This is a genomic window from Streptomyces canus (genome assembly GCF_030816965.1).
In the GTDB taxonomy this organism is placed as follows: domain Bacteria; phylum Actinomycetota; class Actinomycetes; order Streptomycetales; family Streptomycetaceae; genus Streptomyces; species Streptomyces canus_E.
On record NZ_JAUSYQ010000002.1, the window covers coordinates 168018 to 187942 of the forward strand.

Below are 19925 nucleotides of genomic sequence, written 5' to 3' on the forward strand. Positions count from 1 at the left end.
GAACTGTCGGTTCATACTGCGCGTCGGGGTTTGGTGCCCACCTTGTGGTGGGCGGGGCGGGCGTAGGCCTCGCCGGTTGCGAGCACTCTGGCAACGTCATGGCGGATGGCCGAGCGGCGGTTCTTCGAGCCCGGTGGTCTGCCGGGGCCGTGTCGGGTCGGTTCGGTTCGGTTCGGTTCGGTTGCACTGGCCCGGGAGCCAGCCTTCGTGCGTAGGTTCCTGAACCCGCGCCGAACCCGGGCCGGGGTGAGCTTGTTCGGTGGGGCGTGTTTCTCCCACGGCCGCCGGAGGTCGGTCGCCAGGGGACGCGCGAGCCGGAGCTGGGTGTGTGCGGCGATCACCAGCCAGGTCCAGCGGTCCGCCTGCGGGGCTCCGTAGCCGCGGCTTGGTCCAGCCCAGGGTCTGCTTGAACAGGCGAAATGTGTGCTCGACGTCGAAGCGCCGGAGGAAGGACTGCCAGCAGCGGTCGACCTCCGTCGTGGCGGCGCCGGTGCCCGACCACCACAGCCAGACCGGCTTGTTGACCCCGCCGCTGGGCAGCTTCTCGACGACCAGGCGGATGACGGTGCCCTCGATGATGGGCAGCGGCCCGCCGTAGTCAGTCCAGGCTGCCCGCCGGGTCAGACGCGGGTGCAGCCGGTCCCACGCCTGTGCGGTGGCCTTCCCATAGAGGCGGGTGTCGGTGACGGTCGTAGCCTGCTCTTCGCCCCAGGTGCCGGGGGCGCCGAAGACGAACTCGCCGCCGTGCTTGGGCGGTCGGCCCCCCCCTTGGGGTCGTAGACGCGCGGCGGTGTCGGCCGGCGCATCACCCGGTCCGAGCGCAGACGGCCGAGGATCTCGACGGGCAGTCCGGCCAGCAGGGGCGCGATGCGCGGGGCGTCGTATCCGGAGTCGAGTACCACCAGAATCTCCGGGTCTCCCTCGTGCCACTGTCCGGCGGCAACGAGCCGCTGGACGACCTCACGCAGCTGGGCGGTGGTGACGGCGGCGAGATCGGCGCCGGGCTCCAGGCGGATCGGATCCAGCACTGCGGTCCAGGAGGTGCGGCCGGTCTCCAGCGCGGCCACGACCGAGTACGGCCAGCCCGGAATCATCTGATGCTTGGCGTCGCCCCAGCCGTAGGTATGACAGAAGGAGCGGTCCGGGCACGTCGCGGCGTCCGGACGCAGCCACGGTGAGACGTCGACGGCCAGGACCAGACGGCCGTCCGCTGCCTTCGGTAGCGGCAGCCCGGCGATCGTCCGTCGAAGCCGGCCGACGTCCAGGTGTCCCTTGTTCAAGCCGCCGTACAAGGCCCCATGGCTGCGACGGTGTTCCGGTGCGAGCGCCAGGTCCACCAGCGTCTTCACCGGCCCGTCCGTACACAACAGAGCGTCGGCGAGCTCGAACAGGGCATCCCCGCGTCCGTTCAGGCAGTCGTAGAAGTCGCCATGGAAGCGTGTCAGCGTCGCGAGCGCCTGATGCCGGTCCCCTTGCTGCAGCACACTCATCTCCACGGCCTCGGTCTGGTCAGGTGCGTCCTCAGTCGGAGCACATGATCAGGCTGAGGCTGCCCGCACGTCCGGCGAATGCCCAGGTGAGCGACTCAGTTCGAGGCACCTTTCGACCTCGTCAGATAAACGACAAGGTCAGAGCCTGTTTTTTTCTGAAGGGCCGGTCTGAATACGCAGGCCTTCGATTCTTCGAGTCCGGGACACTGTGGAGGTTCGGGCAGCAGTTGGTGCAATCCGGCGGATGTCCGCGCCGGGGAGCCGCAACGCACGGTCGTGTTGCAGCTGGTGTTTCAGGAGCCGGTGTCAATCCCCTGTTTACGTAGAGGCGTTGGTTATGCGGCCCGGCCTTCCTGATCGGTAGCGGTGCTGTGACCGGTCAACGGTGGCTGCGGGAGCCGGTCGTTGTCGATGCCGGCCACCCTGGCTGAGGCCAGGGTGGCATCTCGTCGTGCTCCGGTTCTCCGCTGGGCAGGGACAGCAGCAGTCCGACGGGGTACAGGCGGCTGAGGCGGATGACGGCTGCGGCGACACCGGAGAGCACGAAGACAGCGATCAAGGTCCATGCGATGCCGAGTGCGATGCAGGCGAAGGCCAGGCCCACGGCGCCGGTCAGCAGCAGGACCAGACCGCAGGTGGTGACCAGCAGCTTCCGGAGGCGTTTCTTGCGGCCGCGTGTTTGTTCCCAGGCGGCGTCGGTGCGGGTCAGGAGGTCGATGAGCGCTTTGGCGTAGACCGCGTTGAGGAATTGGTCGAAGAGCACTTCCGGCACCATTGTGACGGCGAGCAGCAGGGCCTTCCAGCCGCCGCGTTTGACTGCCCAGACGCGTTCGAATGCCGCGATGCCGGTGATCGCGACCCAGAACCACGGCAGTCCGGGGAATTTCTTGGTGACGGTGTAGTACCCCAGGACGGTGAAGAAGAAGGGGACGAAGGCCACGCTCAGATAGGTGAGCGTCTGCCGGCACACGTAGGGCAGCGTGACGCGGGTGAGGCCGTAGGCCCTGAGGTTGTCCAGGGCGCCGCGTTGCCACCGCAGCCGCTGGTAGTAGAGCCGGGACCAGGTGGGCATGAGCTCGGTGCCCACGATGCAGGCGCACGGGGAGGCGCAGCGGTATCCGAGGTGTTTGAGTGCGAGGGTCAGTTCGTTGTCCTCGGTCAGCGACTGCACGTCGTAGACGGCGTCCCCTCGGGGCAGGGTGTGCTCGGCGCGGGCTCGGTGGACGTGGCGCAGGGCCTCGGCCGGGAAGAGGGAGGCGGTGCCGGTCAGGACGTCGGCGCGGCCGTGGCGGCGGTGGAGTTCGCGTGCGTAGCGCACGTACTCGCTGTTCTGGAGGTGGCAGACCAGGCCGCGCAGGGGGTAGCCGAAGAAGATGGCGCCCACGCCGCCGATGGGTGGGAGGCCGGGTTCCTGTTCGTGCAGGCGGCGGGCTGCCCGGGCGATGAACTCGGGGGACAGCGAGGTGTCGGAGTCCATGATCATGACGCCGTCGTCGTCGGACAGCCGTGGCAGTAGTTCGCTCAGGACCTGGTTGAGCGCGCCTGCCTTGTCTTGTGTGTTCGCGACCGTTTCGACGACCTTCGCGCCGTGAGTTGACCCACACGGCGTCCACACCCAGCTCGGACAGATAAGGCAGGCGTCGGCGCAGCCCGGCAAGGTCCCCGACACCATCGCCGTTCCCGTCCGCGAAACTGCGCAGGTACACCTGGTAACAGACTGCGTCGTGCCACCACTCGACAGCCCCGCGGCGGGCACCGTTCCGGCGCTGTGACGTCTCCCAGGGCAGAGCAGGATCGGGGCGATTGCTCATACGGCAGCCTACGCCCGCGAGCCAGCACGAGCCCGGCGAGTGAAGATCAAAACGACCAACGCCGACCGGCGCGATCCCGGCGGACAGGGATCACCACACGCACACAGATCAGTCGTCGCCACGGCCGGTGCAACGAAGATCACCGTGCGAGGACACTCGATTACGGTCTCTCGCACAGCTCGGCCACGATGACAGTCCCAGCACGTCCAGCGGCCTGCGCGGCCTTGCCGGCCCCGCGGCGATCAGGTCACCGCCGCGGCCACTACCGGCATGTGATCGCTCGGCGTGCGCACGGCGGCAGCGATCACGCCTGCGCATGCCAGCACCACGTTCAGGCTGTCCGGCACAGACACGACGGGGCGGCCGTATCGGAGGCGCAGGACAGCGCTGGAGCCCCATGCCGGGCCCTCACCCTCCGGAAGCTTCTGCCGACAGGTGGAACCCCGCGGGCACCCCGGCCGGCCGGTGATCGAACCCGGCCGCGGTTCCGCCCCCTCGGCGGCACCCGGGCGAGGCCCGCCGCAGTCCGGGCGCTCGTGGCCGCGGGACGATTCACGGCTCGAACCGACGGGTACCCGCCACGTCCACGCGCGGACCAGCCGCGCCGACCCGATCCGGGAGGCGCTGCCATGGCCGACATGAGCCCGATCGATCTGCAGAAGGCCCTGAAGGGCGCCGACTACCCCGCCAGCCGCGACGACCTCGTCTCCCTGGCCAGGGACAACGGCGCCGACGACAAGGTCGTCGACAAGCTGTCGCAGTCCGGGAGGCAGCAGTTCGACGGTCCCAACGCAGTGCAGAAGGCAGTCTTCGGAAACGACTGGTCCAGCACCGTGAACCCGATCGAAGGAAGGGTTGGTATGTCCGGAAACGCTCGCTTCCGCACCGTGCCCACCCGGGCCCGCTGACCGGCGCCCGCGCACACCATGGGACGCGCCAAGCAGTACGGGGTCGCCGCCTCCGGACAGTGGACCGACGAGGAGGAGGGCCGCCGCCGGCTGCCCGCCGGCGAGGTCCACGCCTGGGAGCCGGGCCTGAACCAGACCGTCTGTGGTCTGTCCCTCAGCCGCTCCCAGCTGATCCGCTTCCCCCACGTCACCTGGCCGGACACCTTCCCGGAGTCCGGCGGAGCCGCGGACCGGGTCCGCCGCCAGTGCCCGCGCTGCGCCTCCGTCGCGGGACGCCGCGGCACCGACGCCCGACCCCGGTGGCACCGCACGAACCCACGGCCCTGATGGCGGCACCGCGACACCCTGAGCGTCCGGAGCGGCCGACCGACCCGGGCCCCGTTTCCGGTCGCGGCCGACGGGCACTCAGAGAGCCATGAATCAGAGTCGTCGCCCCCCGATCGCCGACAGCTCACTCGCCCTGCTCGCCAAGGGATACGCCTGGCTGCCCGACCGCCGCCGCACCACGAGCCCCGTGGTGCGCACCCGGCTGAGGGGACAGCACGCCGTGGCCCTGCACGGGCCGGAAGCGGTGCGGTTCTTCTACGACGAACGGCACGTGGAGCGCGGAAGCGCGCTTCCCGGGCCCGTGCTCAGCACACTGTTCGGGCACGGAGCCGTGCACACTCTGGACGGACAGGCCCACCGCACGCGCAAGGGCATGTTCCTCTCCCTGCTCACCGGACCGGAGTCGGTCGCCGGCGTGGTGAAGGACGTCACCGCGGTGTGGGACGAGGCCGTGCCGTCCTGGTCGGACCGTCCGTCGGTCGTCCTGTTCGACGAGGCGAGCCGCATCCTCACCCGGGGCATCTGCCGGTGGGCCGGCATCCCCGTCGACGACCCCGACCGACTGGCCCGGGACCTGGTCGCCATGGTCGACGGCTTCGCCACGGCGGGGCCGCGCCACTGGCGGGCCCGCCGCGCACGGGCGCGCAGTGAGGCGTGGCTGGGACGTCTGGTCGAGGACGTACGGAAGGGGACCGCCACCGCGCCGGCCGGATCGGCGCTGGACGCGGTGGTCCGGCACCGGGATGCCGACGGCCGACCTCTCGATCCGCGTACGGCCGCCGTCGAACTGCTCAACGTCATTCGCCCGACCGTCGCCGTGTGCTGGTTCGTCGCCTACGCCGGGCACGCGCTGCATCGCGGACCCGCCGTCCGGGAACGGCTGCGTGAGAACGACGCCGCGTACGCCGTGGCCTTCGCCCACGAGCTGCGCCGCTTCTATCCCTTCGCCCCCTTCCTCGGCGGCCGGGCGGCCACCGACCTGGAGTGGCGGGGAGAACCGATCCCCTCGGACGCGATGGTCCTGCTCGACCTGTACGGGCAGAACCACGACCCGGACCTCTGGACCGATCCGTACACCTTCGACCCGCGGCGCTTCCTGGAACGGCCGCCCGAGCGCGACGAGCTCGTTCCGCAAGGCGGTGGCGACCGCGCCACCGGCCACCGCTGCCCCGGTGAGGACATCACGATCGCGCTCCTGTGCGCCCTCGGCCCACGACTGGCCCAGCTGACGTACGACGTGCCCGAGCAGGATCTGCGGATCCCGCTGAACCGCATACCGGCCCGGGTACGCAGCGGATTCGTCATGGAGGCGGTCCGGGTGTCGGTGCCGGCCCGGCTGTCCGGGCAGACGGCGGGCTGACGGCACCGGAAGGGACCGGAAGGGCCAACAAAGACCGGAAGGGACCAGGAGGAGGAACGCGATCCGATGATCACTGGCGATCATGTCCGCGAGCTGCTGAACCGTGAGGACGACGCCGTGCTGGTACTGCTCGGCGGCCGTGCCGAGGTGGTCGGGGCGTCCGAGCTGGACTCGGAGCGCTGTCGCGGCGCACTGCGGGTGCTGTCCGCCCGGGATCTGAGGGAACGTCCGGGCCACGCCGCGTCCGCGCCCGACGATGCCGACGCGGTGGCCGCCGCTCTCGACGCGACCGTGCGGCGGCAGGGCGGCTGAGCACGGCTTCGGCGGGCACCAGCGCGGGCCGGCCGCAGGCGCGCAACGGCTCGACGAAGCGGCGCTGAACCACTGGTGGGACCGGTGCGCGACCTGACACCTCGGAACCGGCGGTCATATGGGCCTTTGCCGCCGTCTGGCCGTGACGCTGTACTCGGCGTTCCGGCGCTGTGCACGTGGACGGAGCCCGGGGCCTGACGAGCCGTGCGTTTGTGCCTGTGAGAGGTGGGGCATCCGGCGCCGGGAGGTGATCGTCATGCCCCGACCCGGAAGCAAGAAGTACGACACCGAGCGGGCCAGGCTGCGCAAGGAGGCGGAGCGGTCGGGTATCTCAGACCATGACGCCGGCAAGGCGGCCAACGACGCCCTGCAACAGGACCCGCAGCGGCAGAGCCGGGGACCGCGCACCGAGCGCGGCCGCGGTCCGAAGGGCGAACGCCCCGAGAACACCGGCTGACAGCACGGTAGTTGCCTCTCCACTGAGCTGGGACCGTCCTCCTGGGCGGCCCCGCTCAACCCGTGCCCGCTCAACCCGTGTACCGGCGGGCGGTCGACCGGCGTTGGGGGTCCTCCAGCAGCCGCAGCCGTGACTCGACCTCCGCCGGCAGCACCCGCCGTTCGCGCAGCACCCACGGCAGTGCGGCCGTGGCCTCGGCGAAGGCCCGCAGGGACACGGTGTCGCGCGGGACCGTGCGGGCCAGGTGCACGGTGCGGTGCAGAGCGCGGCCGGCCGGGCGGCGCAGCCAGGTGAACCACAGGGTGTTGCGGATGCCGTGGGCCCGGCGCAGCGTGGCGTCCCTGACCGCCGACGGCTGGTGATGGACCGTCAGATGGTCGGCGTAGGTCAGCCACCAGCCGTCGCCCGCGAGGTCCGCGGCGAGCAGTTCCTCCTCGCCGCCGAGCCACAGGCGGGGATGGAAGCCGCCCGCGGCGCGGAAGGCGTCGGCACGCAGGACGGTCGCCGCGGCAAGGAAGGAGCCGAGCGCCGGTCCCGGCAGCCAACACGGCCGAGGCAGGGGCGAGTTGCGCAGTTCGCCGACGATGGGGTCCTCGACGCCGTCCGGTTCGACGACGATGCGTGCCGTGACGGTGCCGAGCGCGGGATGCCGGTCGAGCAGGTCAGCGGCCCCCGACAGGGCGCCGGGCGCCCACCAGGAGTCGTCGTCGCAGAAGGCCACGTAGGGCGTGTGCACATGGCACACGGCCAGGTTGCGGCCGACGGCACCGAGGTTGCGACCGGGGCGCAGCAGCAGTACCTCGGGGTGGTGCCGGGCGACGGCGACGGCGGTGCCGTCCGTGGAGGCGTTGTCGGTGACGATGACCCGGGGCCGCTCCGGCAGTTCGGCCAGCCGGTCGAGGGTGCGCAGCAGCTCGGGGCGGCGGTTGTGGGTGATGACGACGACAGTCGTGCGGGGATCGGTCATACCGTCGCTCCGATGGCCGCGGTGTCCGGGAGGTCCAGGGTGCGGGCGGCCCGTTCGACCGGCGGGGGCAGCGGCCTGCGGGCGCACAGGGCGGCGGGCAGGCGCGCGAGGGCCTCGCGCAGGGCCTGGCGAGCGTGCGGATCGTGGCGGGCCTCGCCCGCCAGGTCGCGGGTGCGGGCGAGCGCGTAGGGCAGCGGGCGGCGCAGCCATGCGGTGAGCAGGGCGTTGCGGCGGACGACGGCCGGGCGGCCGGTGCGCGGCGACGGGGCCGGGTGGTGGTGCGCGACCACGTCGGGACAGTGGGTGACCCCCCAGCCGCGGGCGGCGAGGTCGTAGGCGAGCAGCGTCTCCTCGGCGCCGAAGAACAGCAGCGGGTGGAACCCGCCGGCATCCAGGTACGCCTCCCGGCGGACGACGCAGGCGCAGGCGAGGAAACCGAGGACCTGCGTGCCGGGGAGGTCGGTGGCCCGGCCCAGGGGGGAGGTGGCGAGCACCTCGTTGAGCGGGTCCGGTGCGGCGGCGTGGCCGACCAGGGTGCGCGCGGCGAGCAGACCGAGCCGCGGGTGCGCGTCGAAGAGGCCGACGGCGTGGCCGAGGGCGCCCGGCGCCCACCAGGAGTCGTCGTCGCTGAACGCCACGTACGGGGTGGCCAGGGCGCGCACCCCGTGCGTGCGAGCGAGGGCTCCCCGGTTGCGCGGCAGGCACACCACGCGTACCTGGGGGAAGTCGCGGGCGAGCAGGTCGCGGGTGCCGTCGGTGGAGGCGTTGTCGACGACCACGACGGGGGGCCGCTCGGGCAGGTCGAGAAGGTGACGGAGGGTGCGGGCGAGCGTGGGGGCTCGGTCGCGGGTGGCGATGACGACGCCGACGGAGGCCTGGTTCATGTCGTGTCGGTGAGTCGGTCGAGGGCGTCCAGGACGTCCTCGGGGCGGATACGGAGCAGGACCGGGTCGGTGCGGCGCCCGTGCGGATCGCCGTCCGGGCCCGGATGCCACAGGACCTGGTGGCGCGGGTGCGCGGGCGGCCCCCAGCGGCTGGGCGGCACCGGACCGAAGAGGGTGACGGAGGGGGCGCCGAGGGCGACGGCGAGGTGGGCGATGCCGGTGTCGCCGCTGACCACGGCGCGGGCGTCGGCGACGAGTGCGCTCAGCCGCCCGAAGGGCAGGCCGCCGCCGAACACGTCGGTGTCGGGCAGCCGTGCCTCCTTGGCCAGCCGGGCCACCAGGTCCTCCTCGTCCGCTCCCCCGGTGACCACGACCCGGTGGCCGCGCTCGCGCAGGGCGTCGGCCACGGCGGCGTAGCGGTCGACGGGCCAGCAGCGCGAGGGCGCCCCGGCGCCGGGATGCAGGACGACCGCGCCGGACGCCGGGGACGACTCCGGTGGGCTGGGCAGCCGCAGGTCGGTGGCGTCGGCGGGGATGCCGTACGCCTGGAGGAAGCGGCACCAGCGGTCCCGTTCGTGTTCCTCGGCGTACCAGGGCGGCCCGTCGATCTCGGGCGTGCCGGGGTGCGCGAAGGCCAGCAGCCGGCCCGGCCGCAGGGACTGCAGGAGCCGGTGGCTGGGCGGGCCGTTGCCGTGCAGGTCGACGGCGACGTCGGGCGGCGGGCCGGTCCAGTCCAGGCGGCGCGGTACGGCGCGTCCCGGGGCGGAGGCGGGCAACAGCCGGTCGACCGCTCCCGTGGCCGCGGCCACCGGGGCGAGCTGCTCCGGGGCGGCCAGGACCAGTTCGTGGTCCGGGAAACCCCGGCGCAGCGCGCGCAGTGCGGGCACACCGGCGAGCAGGTCGCCGAGCCCCAGGGCGCGCAGGACGAGCAGGCGGGGAGGTGCGCTCACCGGGCTCCTTCCCGCACCCGTGCCACCAGCGCGGTCGAGGAGCGGCCGTCGAGGTACGGCAGCAGGACGGCCTGTCCGCCCCACTCCTGGAGCAGCACGGCCTCGGGCAGGTCGGCACCGGAGTAGTCGCCGCCCTTCACCCAGATGTCAGGACGCAGGTCGGCGAGCAGCCGCTCGGGGGTGTCCTCGTCGAACACGGCGACGCCGTCCACGCAGGCCAGGGCGTTGAGGACGCGGACGCGGTCGGCGAGCGGGTTCACCGGCCGTTCCGGGCCCTTGCGCCGCCGCACCGACGCGTCCGAGTTGACGCAGACGACCAGGCAGTCGCCGAGCCTGCGGGCGGCCTGGAGCAGGCCGACGTGTCCGGCGTGCAGCAGGTCGAAGCAGCCGCCCGCGGCGACGACGGTGCCGCCGGTGGCGCGCATCCGCGCGACCAGGTCGCGGGGGTCGGCGTCGGGGAGGTCCGCGGGGGCGGCGTCCGTGACGCCTCCGGCCCCGCCGGCGCCGACGAACTCGGTCGCCGCGGCGACGGCGCCCTCCACCGCCTCACCGACCAGGGCGCCGTCGGCCAGCAGCCCGGCCGCCGTGGCGGCGAAGCGGTCGCCGGCACCGCAGGTGTCCCCTTGGTGCGCGGTGGCGGCGGGGACGAGCAGCGGATGATCCCCGTACGACAGCAGGGCCCCGCTGGAACCGAGGGTCACCGTGACGGCGGCGACCCGCCACTGCTCGACCAGCGCGGCGGCGTCGCGGGCGGCGTCCCGCAGGGAGTTCCCGTTTCCCGCCTGGTCGGCGAACGCGCGCGCCTCCGACCGGGCCGGGGAGACCAGCCGGGTGCCCGGCACGGGGGGTCCGCCGCGCGGATGCGGGTCCCAGACCAGCGGCGGCCGTTCGGCGAGTACGTCCCGGAGGGAGTCCGCCGCGCCCCGGCCGTAGTCGGAGACCAGCACGGCGGGCGCCGCACGGAGCGCGTCACGGGCCTCCTCCGTGGCCTCACGGACGCGGCCCGTGCCCCGGTCCAGGCGGACCACCGGGCTGCCCTGCGCCAGCACGCGGGTCTTCTCCGGCAGTGCGCCGATCAGCGGGAGCTCGATCAACTTCATCTCGCGTGAGAGGAGTTGGCGCAGCTCGTCGCTGGCCGGGTCGTCGCCGAGACCGGTGATCAGGGTGACCTCGCGGCCGTCGCGGGCGGCGAGGTGGGCGGTGAGGGCGGCGCCGCCCGGCCGGGTCCGCTGCGCGCAGTCGGCGACGACGGGCACGGGCGCGTCGGGGGCGAGACGCTCGGCGGTGCCGGTCAGGTCGCGGTCCAGCAGCGCGTCGCCCACGACGACGAGGGGTGCCTTGCCCCCCACGTCAGCTCCCCTTCCGTTCCAGCGCCGCGTCGAACGCCACGCAGATCATGTGCACCGCGACCAGGTGGAGTTCCTGGACGGTCGCGGCGGAGCCCGCGCTCACGCACAGGGCCTCGTCGCTGCCCGCCAGCAGGGGGTTGGGAGCCGGTCCGGTCAGCGCCCACACGTGCAGGCCCGCCGCGCGCCCCGCATCGGCGGCCGACAGCAGGTTGGCGCTGGAGCCGCTGGTGGACAGCAGCATCAGCACGTCGCCGGGGCGGCCGTGGGCGCGCACCTGGCGGGCGAACACCGCGTCGACGCCGTAGTCGTTGGCGATGGCCGTCGTGCTGGAGGTGTCGGCGTGCAGGGCGATCGCCGAGAAGGCGGGCCGGTCGTCGCGGTAGCGGCCGACGAGTTCGGCGGTCAGGTGCTGGGCCTGGGCCGCGCTGCCGCCGTTGCCCGCCGCGAGCAGCCGCCCGCCGCCGCCGAGCACCGCGGCGAGCTTGCGGCCCCACCGCTCGGTGATGGGGGCCGAGGCGCGGAACGCTCCGAGGGCGTCGAGGAGTTCGTCGCAGTGCGCGGCCAGCGGGGATACCTGGGTACTCATCACGCCACCTCCGACGGCATCTCGTCACGTGCCGTGACGCGTTCGTAGACCTCTTCGACGCCGTCCGCGACGCGCTGCCAGGTGTAGCGGGCGAGGGCGCGTTCGCGGCCGGCCGCGCCCAGGGTGCGGCGCAACCGTGCGTCGGCGAGCACGTCGCGGACGGCCTCGGCGATCGCCCCGAGGTCACCCGCCGGTACCAGTCGCCCCGTCACCCCGTCGGAGACGGTGTCCCGGTGGCCGCCGACGTCCGTGGCGACGACGGGCACGCCGCAGGCCATGGCTTCCAGCGGGACGATGCCGAACGGTTCGTACGTCGGTGTGCACAGGACCGCGTCCGCGCTGCCGATCAGCGCGGGCATCCGGGCCGGGTCCACGGCGCCGAGCAGTCGCACCCGGTCGGCGAGTCCCAGCTGTTCGGCCAGGCGCAGCAGTCGCCGGGCCTCCGGTTCGGCGTCCAGCAGTTGGGGCGGAGGTCCTCCGGCCACCACCAGTTCGGTGTCGGGGATCTGGGTGAGGGCCCGGATGGCCTGGTCGTAGCCCTTGCGGCGGACAAGCCGTCCGCAGGCCAGCAGCCGGTGCCGCTCCCGGCGTGCCGGGGTGTCCGCGGCTGATGCCCCGGGCCGGAAGTGGCCCACGTCCACTCCGCACGGCACCACGGACACCCGCCGGGGCGGCACGCCCATGTCGGCCAGCTCGTGCACCTCGTCGGTGCAGGTGGCCAGGACCCGGGCGCAGCCGCGACCGATCTGCCGCTCCAAGCCCACGCGTTCGGGAGGACTGGTGTCCTCGTGGCCCTGGTGGCGCCGCTTGACGGTGCCCAGGGCGTGGAAGGTCTGCACGACGGGGAGGTGGTGGGGCCGGGCGCCGGCCCGGGCGGCCAGGCCGGACATCCAGAAGTGGGCGTGCACGACGTCGGGCCGCTCACGGTCCCAGACGCGCCCGAGGTGGGCGCCGAAGGCGTCCATGTACGGGAACAGCTCGTCCTTGGGGACCGGTGCGGGCGGTCCGGCCGGCACGTGCTCCACGACGGCGCCGCCGGGCAGGGCCACGCGATCGGGCAGTTCGGCGGAGTCGCGCCGGGTGTAGACGGTGACGTCGTGGCCGCGGCGTGCCAGTTCCTCGCTGAGCCGGGCCACGTACACGTTCTGACCACCGGCGTCGACGCCGCCGAGCGCCGCCAACGGGCTGGCGTGCTCGGAGACCATGGCGATCCTCATCGGGCCACCTCCTTCAACAGCCGCTCCCAGTCGTCCAGGAAGCGGGTCAGTCCGTAGCGGGCGAGCGCCGCGGCGCGTGCGCCCTCGCCGACGGTGCGGGCGTGCGGGGGGTCGGCGAGGAAGTCCCGTACGGCGTCTTGCAGTACGTCGATGCGGTTGGAGACCACTCCCGCGCCCGGCGGCACCGCCTCGGTCACCTCGGTGGTGGCGAGGGCCACCACCGGCATGCCGAGGTGCATCGCCTCCAGCAGGGACAGCCCCAGGGAGGTCCAGCGGACGGGGTGGAGATAGAGGCGGCGCCGCGCCATCGCGGTGTGCAGCTCGCGCTGGACGAGTTCGTGGGAGCGGCAGCGCTCGTCCGGAAGGCCGAGGTGTCCGGCGAGCCCTTGGGTCCTCATGCCGAAGACGTCCAGCGGGGCGGCCTGCGCGAACCCCGGCAACAGGTCGGTGCCCACCGTACGACCGCGCCGGACGGGCTCGTTGACGACGACGGCGGCCCGGGGAAGCTCGCCGGTCCACAGGTGACCGGGGTCGACGATGCCGTGCTCGATGACGGTCGTGGGGGTGCTTCCGGCGTCCCACATCAGCCGGTTGAAGTGGGTGACGTGGACAAGGGTGACGCCGGGGAGGTCGGCGGCCGGGTGGCGGGTGTCGGGCACGGCGCCGTCGGGGGCGTTGTGCTCCAGGTACACCAGCGGCGGTCGGCGGCCCAGCCACTCGTCCACCAGGGGGAGTTCGTGGGGGCGTTGCAGGACGACGAGGTCGATGTCCTCGTCCCGCAGCCGCTCGGGCGGGACCTCGACGACGGAGTCCGGCCAGTCGAAGGTGCGGGCGCGGCCGAGGCCGTCGGGTCCGCGGTCCGGGGTGACGGGGACGACGTAGGTGTGCGGGCCCTGTACGAAGGCCGTGGTCCACGACCCGTGCACGTGCCACAGCAGGATCCTCATGTCTCCCCCAGGGTCTGCTCGTCGGTGGTCAGGAGCTTCTCGACGGCGGCGACCACGTCGTGCCCGGTCACCGAGTCCAGGCACGGATGGCCGGGGACCGGACAGGTCCGGGCCCTGCTGTCCGCGCAGGGCGCCAGCTGGTCGCCGAGCAGGACGTACGGCACGCCGTACGGCCGCCAGCGCTCGGCGGGCACCACCGGCGCGAAGAGCGAGACGACGGGGGTGCCGACGGCGGCGGCGAGGTGGGCGGGCGCGGTGTTGCCGGTGACGACGGCGCCGGCCCCGGCCAGCACGCTGGCCAGTTCCCCAGCAGCGGTCCGGCCGCCGAGGTCGAGGCCGTGCTCGCCGGCGACGTACGCGGTCAGGTCCCGTTCGTCCGGCCCGCCGGTCACCACCACGCGGTGGCCGGCCGCGGCCAGTTCGCGCACGGCCTCCGCGCTGCGCTCGCGGCTCCAGGCCCGGGCGGGGACGCTGGCGCCGGGATGCAGCACGACGTACGGACCGGGTCCGGTGAGCGCGGTGGTGACCGGCGGGGGCAGCACCCGCAGCCGCCCGTCGTCGGGCCGGGGGAAGCCCGCGGCCTTGGCGAGGTCCAGCATCGCTTCCGCCTCGTGCGCGTGCGGCGCGCGGTGATGGCGCACGTCGAGCAGCGAGCCGGGGTAGTCCTCGCTGTCCGCGGCGATGCGGTCGACGCCCGCGAGACGCAGCAACAGGGCGGTGGGCAGCGGCGACTGGTGGAAGGAGGTCAGGATCAGGGCCGTGTCGGCGTCGATCGTGTCGATGAGCAGCTCGACTTCTCCGCGACCGACGGGCGGCGGGCTGAACCCCACCCAGGGCGCGTCCCAGACGAGGACGTCGTCCACGCCGGGCAGCAGGCGGGCGGCGGGGGCGCCCTGCGGTCCGCACAGCAGGGTGACGGTGTCGGCGCGGGCGGCGACGGCACGGATCGCGGGCCCGGCGAGCAGGACGTCGCCGAAGCTGTCGAGGCGGGTGACGAGTGCCTTCATCGTGGCCTCCCGCCGGTGTCGTAGGCGGACTCGAAGTGCCTCTCGTCGGCCAGGACATCGCCCCGGGGCGGTCCGGTCAGCACGGCGCGCACGGCGGTCAGGAGATCCGGGGCCACATGCCCGGCACGCGCCGTCTCCTCCGGCAGCGTCTCGGGGGTCGGTACGAGGATGCCGTGGGCACCCGCCCGGGACGCGGCCTCGACATCGGCGCCGATGTCGCCGATGACGACGCAGTCGGCGGGCTCGGTGCAGATCCGGCCGGCCGCCCACAGGACCAGGCCCGGTTGGGGCTTGCGGCAGTGGCAGCCGTCGTCGGGGCCGTGCGGGCACACGCCCCACACGTCGAAGGGGCCGAGCAGTTCGTCGACACGCCGGTTGACGCGGCGGACGTCGGCGTCGGTGAGCAGTCCGCGCGCGATGCCGGACTGGTTGGTGATGACGCCGGTGCGGATGCCGCGCGAGCGCAGCAGGCCGAGGGCCTCGCGGGCGCCGTCGACGGGGCGGACACGGTTCGGGTCGCCGTTGTAGGGGACGTCGTGGACGAGGGTGCCGTCGCGGTCGAACAGCACGGCCTTGACAGGGCTCATGACGCCACCTCCTGCCAGGCCGGGGCGTTGCGGTGCCGCTGGAGGCCGCTGAGCCAGTGCCAGGTCGCCGCGGGCGGGATGAGCGCGCTGGTGGCGAGCATCGTCGTCACCTCGTGGCGGGTGCGCGGTCCGGGGGCGATGCGCGCCCACGCGAACTCCGCGGTGCCGGCGGCCCAGCCGAGCGCGGCGGTCGCGGCGGCCCGGCCGTGTCCGGTGACCGCGAGGGCGCACGCGGCGGCGCCGGCCGCGGTGACCGCCAGATGGGTGCGCAGGCGCCCGCGCGGGGCGCCCGCTCTCTCCCACCAGTCGGGGCCGTGCAGGTAGCGCATCAGGGCGTCGTCGGCGTTGCCGCGCTGGGCGCGCAGCGACACCCAGCGGTCGGCTGGCCGCACGGGGTGACGGGTGGTGCGGCGGCCCTGCTGGATGCGCCAGCCCGCGTCGAGGACGCGCAGGGCGATGTCGGCGTCCTCGCGGAAGGCCCGCCGGAAGCGTTCGTCGAAGCCGCCGACCTGCTTGAGGGCGTCGGCGCGGAAGGCCATGTCTGCGGTGATCCAGCGTGCCTGCGCGAGACCGGCGGTGCCCCGCTCCCAGTCGGTGGGGCGGCGCTCGCCGGGCGGCGGTACGGCGATCACGCCCTGGACGCCCCCGGTGTCGGGGCTCGCGTCGGCCAGGTCCTGCGCCAGCTGCTCGCACCAGTGCGGGCCGACCTGGACGTCGTCGTCGAGGAAGGCCACCCAGGGCGCGGCGACCGCGCGCAGGCCGGTGTTGCGGGCGGCGGCGGGTCCGCGTCCCCCGCTCGCCACGACGCTTGTGCGCTCGCGCAGGTCACCGAGGACGCTCAGCGCGTGCTCCAGCGGGCCGGGACCGGGGGCGGGGCGGTCGTCGACGAGGACGATCTCGGCTGGTTTCGGTCCGGTCGCGGCGACGAGCGCGCCGAGACAGTCGGCGAGGGTGTCGCGCACCAGCGTCGGTATCACGACGGCGTAGGACGGGCTCATGCGAACGCCCTGCCCCGGCGCACCGCGTACGGGCCGATCGCCAGCAGGTCCACGGGCGCGGAGCCGAAGCACTCCAGCGCGTCGCGGGGGTCGTCGACCATGGGCCGGCCGGCCGTGTTGAGGCTGGTGTTGACGACCACGGGCAGTCCGGTACGCCGCTCGAAGCCGCGCAGCATCCGCGCCACCAGCGGCTCCTGCCGCTCGTCGACGGTCTGGATGCGGGCGGTGCCGTCGACGTGCACCACGGCCGGGATGCGGTCGCGCCACTGACGTGCCACGTCGTGCACGAACAGCATGTACGGGCTGGGCAGCGGCCCGGTGAACAGCTCGTGGGCCCGGTCGGCGAGGACCATGGGCGCGACGGGCCGGAACTCCTCGCGCCCCTTGACGTGGTTGAGCCGTTCCAGGTTCTCCGCACGCCCCGGGTGGGCCAGCAGGGAGCGGTGCCCCAGGGCGCGGGGTCCGTACTCGCTGCGGCCCTGGAACCAGGCGACGACGCCGTCCCGGGCCAGCTCCTCGGCCACCGTCTCCGCGATGTCGTCCGGCTCCTCGTACGGTACGGCCGCCTGCTCGAGCCAGGCCCGCAACTCCTCGTCGCTCCAGCCGCGGCCGAGGTCGGCGCCGGACATGGGCAGCGGGCTCTCCTGCTGTGCGACCACGTGGAGGGCTCCGCCGAGCGCGGTCCCGGCGTCACCGGCGGCGGGCTGTACCCACACGTGCCGGTACGGGCCCTGCGCGGCGATCTTGGAGTTGGCGACGCAGTTGAGGGCGACGCCGCCGGCCAGGGCGAGCGCCTCGCCCCCGGCCTCGCGGTGCAGCCAGTGCGCGAGTTCGAGCAGGAGTTCCTCGAGGACCGCCTGGGTGCTGGCGGCGAGGTCGGCGTGCTCCTGCGTCCACGGTTCGTTCTTGGCGCGGGCCGGGGCGAGGGCGGCCCAGTCGACGCCGCGGGCGCGGAAGCCGCCGTCGCCGGTGGGGTGGACGTACTGGCGCAGCTGGGGCAGGAAGCGGGGCTTGCCGTAGGAGGCGAGCGCCATGACCTTGTACTCGTCGCTGCTGCGCAGGAAGCCGAGGTGCTCGGTGAGCTCCTCGTAGACCAGGCCGAGGGAGTCGGGCAGCGCCTGCGTGGCGAGGATGTCGAGCTTGCCGTCGCGGTAGCGGCCGGCCAGGTGGGAGGCGGCCTCACCGCGGCCGTCGAGGACCAGGACGGCGCTGTCCGGGTGCGGGGAGGCAGGCCCGGCGGAGGCGGCGTGCGCCACGTGGTGCGGGACGAAGACCACCCGGTCGGGGTCGAGTCCGGGCAGGGCCTCGGCGAGGAACTCGGGGGCGCGGCGCGCATAGTCCAGGCGCAGTGGGTCGAAGGGGTCGTTCAGCCCCATCTCGTGGGCGGGGCGCGCGAGCGTGGGATCGAAGGAGTAGGTGACGGCGTCGAGCTCCTCGGGCCGGATGCCGGCGTGCTCCAGGCACCAGCGGGCGGACAGCTCGGGCAGTTCCCAGGCGGAGAACGGCACGGGCCGCTTGCCGTGCTTGCGGCGGCTGAACCGCTCCTCCTCGGCGGCGGCGACGGTGTGGCCGTCGACGACGAGAGCGGCAGCGGGGTCGTGGAACAGGGCGTTGATGCCAAGGACGCGCATGGGGGGTGACTCCATCCCAGAGGCTCGTGGGAGTTCCTGCCGCGGTTTCGCGAGTGCCGCGAGCGCGGCTGTGTCAAACAGTTGGAGACAACTCATGACAAATAACCGCATATACAACTTTTCGCAGTGTGCCGGAAGCCCAGCGCGGCGGCACGCCGAGCGGACGCGGCTGCTGACTGTCGGGGCCGAAGAATGCCTCGGCCGCCCCCTCGTCCCGGGCCGATGAGGCGGGGGGCGGGCTCGGCAGACGCACCGGGCCGGCGTGAGGGGGCCGAGGCTGGAAGAAACCCGACGGCGGAGGCGGCGCGGCAGGCGGCAGCGTCGGCGTGGATCCGAACGGGGGGCTACGGCGGCCTCACGTCGTGCTCGTCCCCCGGCACGCCCGCGTCACCTCACCGCCGGAAGGATCAGGCAGCGGCCGAACGGGTGAACCAGTCGATGGTTTGTTTGAGGCCGTCGGTCCAGTCCGTGCGGGGCTGCCAGCCGAGACGTTCGTGGGCCAGGCGGGTGTCGGGTTTGCGGCGGCCGGGGTCGTCGACGGGGCGTTCGACGAAGCGAATGGGGGAGCTGGAGGCGGTCAGGTCGACGATGCGACGGGCGAGGTCGAGCATGGTGATCTCCTGGCTGCCGCCGATGTTGACGGGGCCGGGCTCGCCGGAGGCGGCCAGGGCCAGGACGCCCTCGACGGTGTCGTCGACATAGCACAGGGAGCGGGTCTGGCTGCCGTCGCCGGCGACGGTCAGCGCGGTGCCGTGCAGGGCCTGGGCGATGAAGGTGGGCACGGCGCGGCCGTCACCGGTGCGCATGCGCGGGCCGTAGGTGTTGAAGATGCGCACGATGGCCGCGTCGGTGGCGTGCACCGTGCGGTGGGCGGTGACCAGGGCCTCGGCGAAGCGCTTGGACTCGTCGTAGACGCTGCGCGGGCCGATCGGGTTGACGTTGCCCCAGTAGCTCTCGCGCTGCGGGTGCTGGAGCGGGTCGCCGTAGACCTCGGAGGTGGAGGCCAGCACGAAGCGGGCGTCGTCGGTGCGGGCGCGGTGCAGGGCGTGGCGGGTGCCCTCGCTGCCCACGGCGAGGGTCTCCAGCGGCAGGCGCAGGTAGTCGGCGGGCGAGGCCGGGCAGGCGAAGTGCAGCACCAGGTCGAAGCGGCCCGTCAGGCCCTGCCAGGCGGCTGGATCGGTGGCATCACCGTGCACGAAACGAAACCCCGCATGCCGGCACAGATCGGCCACGTTCGCACGCGAGCCGGTGGCCAGGTTGTCCAGGCACACCACCTCACAACCCGCCTCCAGCAACCGCTCACACAGATGGGAACCCACGAAACCGGCCCCACCCGTCACCAAAGCCCGACGCCAGGCCCATCCGCTCATAGGACACTCCTCGCTCTCGCGGCTCATGTGCGTGCTTCCCGATTCACCCCATGACGCGTGCGCATGCCGCGCCGCGCGGCGGGGGCCGCCGGCCGGCCGGGCGCCTCGGGGGCGCGCAAGCCGCTTCAGTCCTGCTTTCCGCGGCCGGTGAGCGCGTCGCGCAGGCGGTCGACCATGCCGGTACCGGGTGCGAGGATTTTGTTCGCGGGCGGGGTGTCCGGCGCGGACGGATGCGGGCGGGTCGGCGCGTGCCGCTTGGCCGAACGCACCTTCTCCCCGAGGTCCTCCAGGGCATCGGCGGAGCAGACGTCGGCCAGAATCGGGAAGAGCCGGCTCTCCTCGTCGCTGACGTGCGCCGTGACGGAGTTCTTCAGCCGGAGGATGAGCGTGTCGAACTGCCCGTCCCCGGGCTGGCTGCCTTCGAGCTCCTTGAGCATGCGCTCGACGTCGGCGTGGTCGGCGATCTCCTTGTCGGCGAGGTCGTCTCCCCCGTCGACGTACCGGCGCACCGCCGGGTACAGGTACTCCTCCTCGGCCACCGAGTGCCGGATCAGCTCCATGGTGAGCCGGTCGGCCAGTTCGCGCCGCTGCGGGTCGGGACCGGGCAGCGCTTCGATCCGCGCGAAGAGGTCGTCCACCTCGCGGTGGTCCGTGGTCAGTTCCTGGATGACGTTTCCGCCGTGTCCCATGGGTTCTCCACTCCGGGTCGTTTGCAGCGCCGCCGCCATCCGCGTCGCACGAGCACGCCGCCGACTCGGCACCCAGCA

General features: G+C 73.5%; 18 protein-coding genes and 3 pseudogenes. 5 read left to right on the plus strand and 16 right to left on the minus strand.

Going from position 1 to position 19925, the window contains the following annotated elements; genetic code table 11:
* Window positions 1-11 precede the first annotated feature (11 nt).
* From QF027_RS49485 to QF027_RS01655, 3 genes and pseudogenes are all read right to left on the minus strand, one after another.
* Window positions 12-1490, minus strand: a pseudogene (locus tag QF027_RS49485) (NF041680 family putative transposase).
* 379 nt (window positions 1491-1869) lie between these two features.
* Window positions 1870-3162 (minus strand): glycosyltransferase, encoded by a 1293-nt coding sequence (locus QF027_RS01650; protein ID WP_373432392.1) that lies wholly within the window; start codon window positions 3160-3162, stop codon window positions 1870-1872.
* Window positions 3083-3301: pseudogene (locus QF027_RS01655) on the minus strand (alpha-amylase family glycosyl hydrolase); the annotation flags it as partial. The pseudogene QF027_RS01655 and the gene QF027_RS01650, both read right to left, overlap by 80 nt.
* 629 nt (window positions 3302-3930) lie before the next feature.
* Here QF027_RS01655 and QF027_RS01660 point away from each other — a divergent pair.
* From QF027_RS01660 to QF027_RS01680, 5 genes and pseudogenes are all read left to right on the plus strand, one after another.
* Window positions 3931-4122: pseudogene (locus QF027_RS01660) on the plus strand (DUF2795 domain-containing protein); the annotation flags it as partial.
* Between the two features lie 105 nt (window positions 4123-4227).
* Window positions 4228-4536 (plus strand): hypothetical protein, encoded by a 309-nt coding sequence (locus QF027_RS01665; RefSeq protein ID WP_306987019.1) that lies wholly within the window; start codon window positions 4228-4230, stop codon window positions 4534-4536.
* Window positions 4537-4624: 88 nt separating this feature from the next.
* A complete protein-coding gene (locus QF027_RS01670; protein ID WP_307072190.1) occupies window positions 4625-5896 on the plus strand; it encodes a cytochrome P450 in 1272 nt (423 codons plus the stop codon).
* Between the two features lie 66 nt (window positions 5897-5962).
* Window positions 5963-6208, plus strand: a complete 246-nt coding sequence (locus QF027_RS01675) for a hypothetical protein (RefSeq protein ID WP_306987021.1) — start codon at window positions 5963-5965, stop codon at window positions 6206-6208.
* Window positions 6209-6464: 256 nt separating this feature from the next.
* The gene (locus QF027_RS01680; RefSeq protein WP_307072191.1) at window positions 6465-6665 is read left to right on the plus strand and encodes a hypothetical protein; all 201 of its coding nucleotides are present in this window, start codon (window positions 6465-6467) and stop codon (window positions 6663-6665) included.
* Window positions 6666-6735: 70 nt separating this feature from the next.
* Here the strand turns inward: QF027_RS01680 and QF027_RS01685 are convergent, their stop codons facing one another.
* The 13 genes from QF027_RS01685 to QF027_RS01745 all read right to left on the minus strand — a co-directional run bounded on the left by QF027_RS01685 (window position 6736) and on the right by QF027_RS01745 (window position 19847).
* Window positions 6736-7632: a glycosyltransferase family 2 protein gene (locus QF027_RS01685; RefSeq protein ID WP_307072192.1), complete on the minus strand. Its 897-nt coding sequence runs from the start codon at window positions 7630-7632 to the stop codon at window positions 6736-6738.
* Entirely contained in the window at window positions 7629-8516 is an 888-nt protein-coding gene (locus QF027_RS01690; RefSeq protein WP_307072193.1) for a glycosyltransferase family 2 protein, read from the minus strand. The genes QF027_RS01685 and QF027_RS01690 overlap by 4 nt, the downstream gene beginning before the upstream one ends.
* Entirely contained in the window at window positions 8513-9466 is a 954-nt protein-coding gene (locus QF027_RS01695; RefSeq protein ID WP_306987024.1) for a glycosyltransferase family 9 protein, read from the minus strand. The genes QF027_RS01690 and QF027_RS01695 overlap by 4 nt, the downstream gene beginning before the upstream one ends.
* Window positions 9463-10815, minus strand: a complete 1353-nt coding sequence (gene rfaE2, locus QF027_RS01700; RefSeq protein WP_306987025.1) for a D-glycero-beta-D-manno-heptose 1-phosphate adenylyltransferase — start codon at window positions 10813-10815, stop codon at window positions 9463-9465. Before rfaE2 ends, QF027_RS01695 begins: the two co-directional genes overlap by 4 nt.
* A gap of 1 nt (window position 10816) precedes the next feature.
* The gene (locus tag QF027_RS01705) at window positions 10817-11401 is read right to left on the minus strand and encodes a D-sedoheptulose-7-phosphate isomerase (RefSeq protein ID WP_307072194.1); all 585 of its coding nucleotides are present in this window, start codon (window positions 11399-11401) and stop codon (window positions 10817-10819) included.
* The gene (locus tag QF027_RS01710) at window positions 11401-12618 is read right to left on the minus strand and encodes a glycosyltransferase (RefSeq protein WP_306987028.1); all 1218 of its coding nucleotides are present in this window, start codon (window positions 12616-12618) and stop codon (window positions 11401-11403) included. The genes QF027_RS01705 and QF027_RS01710 overlap by 1 nt, the downstream gene beginning before the upstream one ends.
* Entirely contained in the window at window positions 12615-13565 is a 951-nt protein-coding gene (locus tag QF027_RS01715; RefSeq protein WP_307072195.1) for a glycosyltransferase, read from the minus strand. The genes QF027_RS01710 and QF027_RS01715 overlap by 4 nt, the downstream gene beginning before the upstream one ends.
* On the minus strand, window positions 13562-14572 hold the full coding sequence (locus QF027_RS01720) for a glycosyltransferase family 9 protein (protein WP_307072196.1): 1011 nt from the start codon (window positions 14570-14572) through the stop codon (window positions 13562-13564). Before QF027_RS01720 ends, QF027_RS01715 begins: the two co-directional genes overlap by 4 nt.
* Entirely contained in the window at window positions 14569-15159 is a 591-nt protein-coding gene (locus QF027_RS01725; RefSeq protein ID WP_307072197.1) for a D-glycero-alpha-D-manno-heptose-1,7-bisphosphate 7-phosphatase, read from the minus strand. The genes QF027_RS01720 and QF027_RS01725 overlap by 4 nt, the downstream gene beginning before the upstream one ends.
* Entirely contained in the window at window positions 15156-16157 is a 1002-nt protein-coding gene (locus tag QF027_RS01730) for a glycosyltransferase family 2 protein (protein ID WP_307072198.1), read from the minus strand. Before QF027_RS01730 ends, QF027_RS01725 begins: the two co-directional genes overlap by 4 nt.
* Window positions 16154-17788, minus strand: coding sequence for a carbamoyltransferase family protein (locus tag QF027_RS01735; protein WP_307072199.1), 1635 nt, complete (start codon window positions 17786-17788; stop codon window positions 16154-16156). The genes QF027_RS01730 and QF027_RS01735 overlap by 4 nt, the downstream gene beginning before the upstream one ends.
* 407 nt (window positions 17789-18195) lie before the next feature.
* Window positions 18196-19158 carry an NAD-dependent epimerase/dehydratase family protein gene (locus tag QF027_RS01740; protein ID WP_307072200.1) on the minus strand — a complete coding sequence of 321 codons (963 nt, stop codon included), beginning with the start codon at window positions 19156-19158 and terminating at the stop codon, window positions 18196-18198.
* Window positions 19159-19283: 125 nt separating this feature from the next.
* Window positions 19284-19847 (minus strand): hemerythrin domain-containing protein, encoded by a 564-nt coding sequence (locus QF027_RS01745; RefSeq protein ID WP_307072201.1) that lies wholly within the window; start codon window positions 19845-19847, stop codon window positions 19284-19286.
* Window positions 19848-19925: the final 78 nt, after the last annotated feature.